This is a genomic window from Streptomyces sp. SID4985 (genome assembly GCF_009863025.1).
Lineage (GTDB): Bacteria > Actinomycetota > Actinomycetes > Streptomycetales > Streptomycetaceae > Streptomyces.
This window is the reverse complement of the sequence record NZ_WWIR01000497.1, coordinates 1-5,510: the sequence shown is the minus strand read 5'-3', so window position 1 is coordinate 5,510 and position 5,510 is coordinate 1. Positions and strand designations below refer to the sequence as shown.

General features: G+C 70.5%; 6 protein-coding genes. 1 reads left to right on the top strand and 5 read right to left on the bottom strand.

Annotation, left to right across the window (positions count from 1 at the left end; translation table 11 throughout):
* On the bottom strand, positions 1–864 hold an 864-nt coding region (locus GTW40_RS21880; protein ID WP_202486246.1), incomplete at its 3' end, for a phosphoribosyltransferase domain-containing protein.
* 85 nt (positions 865–949) lie between these two features.
* Positions 950–2,116, bottom strand: coding sequence for an HpcH/HpaI aldolase/citrate lyase family protein (locus GTW40_RS21875; protein WP_161181892.1), 1,167 nt, complete (start codon positions 2,114–2,116; stop codon positions 950–952).
* Positions 2,117–2,291: 175 nt separating this feature from the next.
* On the opposite strand from GTW40_RS21875, the gene GTW40_RS21870 reads away from it, so the two are divergent.
* Positions 2,292–3,173: a TerD family protein gene (locus GTW40_RS21870; RefSeq protein WP_161181891.1), complete on the top strand. Its 882-nt coding sequence runs from the start codon at positions 2,292–2,294 to the stop codon at positions 3,171–3,173.
* A 66-nt stretch (positions 3,174–3,239) separates the two neighbouring features.
* Here GTW40_RS21870 and GTW40_RS21865 read toward each other — a convergent pair whose 3' ends face one another.
* From GTW40_RS21865 to GTW40_RS21855, 3 genes are all read right to left on the bottom strand, one after another.
* A complete protein-coding gene (locus GTW40_RS21865; protein ID WP_161181890.1) occupies positions 3,240–3,977 on the bottom strand; it encodes a Tellurium resistance in 738 nt (245 codons plus the stop codon).
* Between the two features lie 155 nt (positions 3,978–4,132).
* A complete protein-coding gene (locus GTW40_RS21860; protein WP_161181889.1) occupies positions 4,133–5,278 on the bottom strand; it encodes a DUF475 domain-containing protein in 1,146 nt (381 codons plus the stop codon).
* 76 nt (positions 5,279–5,354) lie between these two features.
* Positions 5,355–5,510 (bottom strand): TerD family protein (locus GTW40_RS21855; RefSeq protein WP_161181888.1); only part of this gene is annotated, 156 nt, incomplete at its 5' end.

Genomic DNA, 5,510 nt, shown 5'->3' with positions numbered 1-5,510 from the left:
GGGGGTGAAGCCGTGCCGTCCGCCGTCGGGCAGCCCGCGCGGCCAGTGCAGGTCGACACGGGGGGTGCGGCCGTGCGCCGCCCCGGCCGTGCCGTACGCCGTCCCGTCCTCGCCGTCCGCCCGCACGGTGGGGGCGGGTACGGGGCTCTCGTGGCGCGCGACCAGGTCCTGCCCCTTCTCCAGCACGCCCTCCGGCAGCCGTACGGTCCCCGACGCGCCCGCCACCAGGTCCACGCGGGCGCCGATCCCGGCGGCGAACCGCTCCAGGCGTCCGGCGTCCTCGGGAGAACGCATGTCGACCAGGGCGACCACCACGTACCGCCGCCGGGGGTGGCGTTCGTGCAGGTCGCGGATGGTGTTGAGGATCGTGTTGCCGGTGGAGAACTCGTCGTCGACCAGCACCAGCGGGCCGTCGCCCGCGAGCAGCGCGGGGTCGGACGGGAGCAGCAGATGGGAGGTGGCGTGCGAGTGGGACTCCTCGAAGCCGCCCGCGCGGTCCACCCCGGCCACCGGGCGGCGGGTGGAGTGCAGATACGGCGCGAGACCCAGGCCGTCGGCGACGGCGTGCCCGAGGCCGGTGGCGGTCTCGGCGTAGCCCAGGACGACGGCCTCGGCGGCCTCCGTGTCGCCGAGCAGCGCGCGCACCCGGCGGCCGAGCCGGAAGCCGTGGCCGTAGACGACGGTGGGCGACTGGGGCACGTGCTTGCCGAGGACGTGCGAGACCAGCAGATGGGCCCGCTTGGGGTTGCGGCGCAGCGCGAGCCCGAGGAGGGCGGGCAGTTCGTCGTCGCCCTCCAGCTCGACACCGAGCCGCTCGGCGACCCAGCTGCCGGACCAGACGCCGTCGTTCACTGCGTTGTTCATGCGTTCCTTGGAGGTGGTGGGGGGAGGTCGGCCGGGTCGCCCCGGCGGCGGGGAGGTCGGCCGGGTCGCCCCGGCGGCGGGAGGGTCAGCCGGTGATGCCGGCGGCGAGCAGTTCCACGAAGCCGACGTCCTCGCCGGCCACGCCGAAGACCTCGGCGCGCAGCAGGGTGCGCTCGGCCCAGGCGCGGTGGGGCTTCACTTCGTTCATCTTGTTCGTGTAGGCCGACCGCAGCACACCCCCACCGCCGCGTTCCGGCCGCAGGATGTCCTGGGCGTCGCTGAACTCTTCGTGACTGACCACGGACAGCGCGTGCACGGGCATGACATGGGACGGGTGGATGCAGGTCTTGCCGAGCAGGCCGTTGGCCTGGTCGAGGGAGATCTCCCGCAGGAGGCCGTCCATGGCGTGTTCGATCAGCTTCTCGCGCAGCTCGACGGCCCGCACCTCAAGGAAGGGGCTCTGCCGCAGCTGCGGCTTGAAGACCCGCTCGGGGACGCGGAAGTACTCCCAGACCGGCCCGGTCACGGTGAACCCGGTGCCGTCGGCCCGGCCCAGCACGTTGACCACGTCGGCGATCACCGAGGCGACGATCTGGACGTCGTAGGCGGTCATGTCGGGGGCGCGGCGCAGGCCGTAGGAGGAGCAGAAGTCGGTGACGCCGAGGCGCAGGGCGAGCACCCGCTCGCGGTACTTGCCGACCGCGTGGGCGATGCCCTCCAGGGTCTCCGCGCGGGACTCGCGGTAGATCAGCTCGGTCGACTCCAGGACGGGCATCGCGAAGAGCCGCCTGCCGCTCTCCTTCTCCGCCGCGCTCAGCGCCTCCAGGAACGGCATTCCGCGCTCGCCGGTGAACTTGGGCAGCACGAAACCGGACAGCAGCCGGGCCGTGGGGCCGAGGCGCCGGACCAGGTCGGGGATCTGGTCGGGGGTGCGGACCCGGATGAAGAGCAGCGGCGGCTCCTCCCCCGCGCGCGCGTCGAGCTCGGCGAACTGCCGGACGAGGTTGTCCTCACCGGCCGGTACGTCCGCGTCGTCGATGGAGTCCTCCAGGCACAGCACCATGGAGACCACTCCGGCCCGGCCCTGCTTGAGGACGTCGTCGGCGAGGCGGGGGCGGGTGGCCGGGCTGTAGAGCGTGGCGCCGAGGGCGGCGGACAGCAGCCGGGCCGGGGACTCGGCGCTGAACTCGCACGGCTCCTGGTGGAACAGACGCTCCCGCACCTCGGGGGCGATGTGCCCGAAATGACGCATTGGACTCCCTCAAGGCATACGCGGGCCGGTGATTTCGGCAAAGGGTGGCCGGTAATAGTACGTAGAGATCCATGTCAGGGGTTCCCGGGAGGGCATGAATTTCCGGTAACCGAGGCGTGGCGACGCCGGGCACCCCGCATTGTCGTGCCCAGGACCGAGAAGGCAGGATGACCGCATGACGCACGCGATGCTGAAGGGGTCGAACATCCCGCTGGAGGCCACCACGGTTCGCGCCGTGCTGCGCTGGACGCCCGGGCAGGGCGTGCCGGACGTGGACGCCTCGGCGCTGCTGCTGGGTTCCGACGGCCGGGTGCGCTCCGACGAGGACTTCGTCTTCTACAACCAGCCCCGGCACCCCTCGGGCGCCGTGTGGCGCCTGGGCAAGAAGCGCGTCACCGAGGGCCTGGCCGACACCGTCCAGGCGGATCTGACCGGGATGGAGCCGGGCGTCAGCCGGGTGCTGCTGGTCGCCTCGGCGGACGGCGAGACCTTCGACCTCGTGCCCACGCTGTGCGTCCTGGTGTACGACGCGGCGACGCCCGACGCCGAGCCGCTGGCCCGTTTCGAGGTCACGCCGGAGACGGGTGCGGAGACGGCGCTGATCTGCGGTGAGCTGTACCGGCGCGGGGACGCCTGGAAGTTCCGCGCGCTCGGCGAGGGCTACTCGAACGGGCTGAAGGGGCTCGCCACCGACTTCGGCATCTCGGTGGACGAGTCGGAGGCGGTGGAGGAACCGCCGCGCTCCGAGTCCCTGTCGCTGCCGCTGCCGCCCGAGCAGCCTGCGCCGGTCCCGGCGCAGGCGCCCCCCGCCTACGGCTATCCGCAGACGACCTCGGCGCTGCGGTCGGCCTACGGCTATCCCCAGCCGGCCACCGCCGCGCAGCCCGCCTACGGCTACCCGCAGCCCGCCGGTCCGCAGCACGCCACGGCCCAGCAGCCCCCTGCGACCCGGCAGCAGCCCGCCTACGGTTATCCGCAGCCGCAGCCCCTTCCGGCGGCGGCCCTGGACCCGGACTTCCGGCTGCCGCCGCAGGGCCCGCAGTTCCTGGGCCGCTGAGACGGCGCCTGGCGGACCGCCCGGCCCCTGGGGCTCCCGGACTCCACCGAGCCCGCCCGGGGCCCGCTAGCGGTCCGCCTTGGACTTGTAGCCCCGGCCCCAGCTGAGTCCCCAGCCGTAGAGCCGGTCCAGCTCGCCCTGGAAGCCGTAGACGAACTTGACCTCGCGGCGGACGAGCAGCTCCCCCTTGACGTTCTCTATGAGCACCACCGCGCAGGAGCGGGCCTGGGGGTGGCGTTCGTCCAGGTCGATCTCGATGCGCGGGCCGTTGCTCGGATAGAGGGTGACCTTGGCCTGGGTACGGTCGAACGCCGGGGTCTGGTCGTAGATGTAGACGAAGACCAGCAGCCGTTTGATGGCGTCGCGGTGGTCGAGGTTGACGTACATGGTCTCGCCGGACGCCGAGCCGAAGCGGTCGTCGCCGCTGAGCTTGACGTACGGCGGGGCGTTCACGTCGCCGAAGTAGCCGCCGAGGGGCTGGACGACGCCCTTGGTGCCGTCCGTCAGTTCGTACAGGCACCCGAGGTCCAGGTCGACGTTGACCATGCTCTGGCCGTGGCCCATCACTTCCGGTGGCTTGAGCGCCTTGAAGGGGTGCCGGAAGAGACTCTCGCGCTGGATGCCCGCGATGTCGGAGGTCCGCATCTGCCAGGTCAGGTTGACCCGGAGATGGCCGGTGGCCGCGTCCTGTTTGGTGAGGGACACCTGCTGGTGCCGCTTGGTCAGCTCGATCGCGTTGGTTCCCGGGCTGCCCGAGTCGAAGTCGGTGCCGCGTCCGCCCAGCAGTCCGTCGAGGAATCCCATTCCCGCCCCCTGGTGCTCGTGCTCGTGGTGCTCGTGGTGGAAAAGCCAACGGGGCGGCCGACCACGTCGGCCGCCCCGTTCGAAGCGTTCCCTTCCGGCGCGGGGCGCCACACCCCGCCCCGTCCCCGATCTTGCCCCTAAGGGGCGCACCGGGGTCACACCCCTGAGGAGATCTCCGTCTTCTCCGCCGAGCCCGCGTCGCCGCCCGCCGCCGCGAGGGCGCGGTTGCGGCGGACCGAGGACCAGAAGGACCAGGCGATCAGGACGACGCCGACGAGACCGGTGACGACCTCGTTGATCTCGTACCGGATGGTGACCATGAGGATCACGGCCAGGGCGCCGATCGCGTAGTGGGCGCCGTGCTCCAGGTAGACGTAGTCGTCGAGGGTGCCCTGGCGGACCAGGTAGACCGTCAGCGAACGGACGTACATCGCGCCGATGCCGAGGCCGAGCGCCATCAGGACGATGTCGTTGGTGATGGCGAAGGCGCCGATCACACCGTCGAAGGAGAAGGACGCGTCCAGGACCTCCAGGTAGAGGAACATGAAGAACGCGGCCTGACCGGCGAGCAGCACCGGCGAGCGCGGCTTGCCGGAGCGGGCGGCGGCTTCCTCGGCCTCGTGCTCACGCTCCTCCTCGGCCTCCAGCTTGTCCTCGAAGTAGCCGGAGAGACCGCCGACGATCATGTAGGTGATCAGACCCGCGATGCCCGCGATCAGCACCGTCTGCGCCTTGTCGGCGTGGGCGCCGCCGTGCTGGTGGGCGTGGGTGGCGAAGGTGAAGGAGGTGATCAGCAGAACGATCAGGGAGATGCAGACCGACAGCATGTCGACCTTGCCGAGCTTGGCCAGCGGCCGCTCGATCCAGCGCAGCCACTGGATGTCCCGGTCCTCGAAAATGAAGTCGAGGAAGATCATCAACAGGAACATGCCACCGAAGGCGGCGATCGCCGGGTGGGCGTCGGTGACGAGTTCCTGGTAGCGGTCCTTGTTGTTCAGCGCGAGATTGACGGCCTCGATCGGGCCCATCTTGGCGCTGACCGCGACGATCACGACGGGGAAGACCAGACGCATCCCGAATACCGCGATGAGCACGCCGACCGTGAGGAAGATCTTCTGCCAGAAGGCGTTCATCTTCTTCAGGATTCCGGCGTTGACCACCGCGTTGTCGAACGACAGCGAGATCTCGAGGATGGAGAGGATCGCCACGATGCCGAAGGCCTTCCACCCCCCGTAGAAGACCGCAGCGACCAGGCCGAGCGCGGTCACCGCGAACGACCAGCCGAAGGTTTTCAGAAGCACTGGCTAACCCCATCGTGTGTGGAGGGCCGCCCCAGAGCATGTCTGGGAGCGATTTTCCCCCGCGCCGTACCCGGCTTTACGAAACGTTGACTCCGAAGTCTAGAGCGATCCCCCGGAGTCCGGACGCGTACCCCTGTCCGACCGCGCGGAACTTCCATTCGCCCTGATACCGGTAGAGCTCGCCGAAGATCATCGCGGTTTCGGTGGAGGCGTCCTCGCTCAGGTCGTAGCG

Coding starts and splice junctions, on each gene's coding strand:
- GTW40_RS21875 (WP_161181892.1), bottom strand. CDS start 2,116: ATGCGTCATTTCGGGCACATCGCCCCCGAGGTGCGGGAGCGTCTGTTC.
- GTW40_RS21870 (WP_161181891.1), top strand. CDS start 2,292: ATGACGCACGCGATGCTGAAGGGGTCGAACATCCCGCTGGAGGCCACC.
- GTW40_RS21865 (WP_161181890.1), bottom strand. CDS start 3,977: ATGGGATTCCTCGACGGACTGCTGGGCGGACGCGGCACCGACTTCGAC.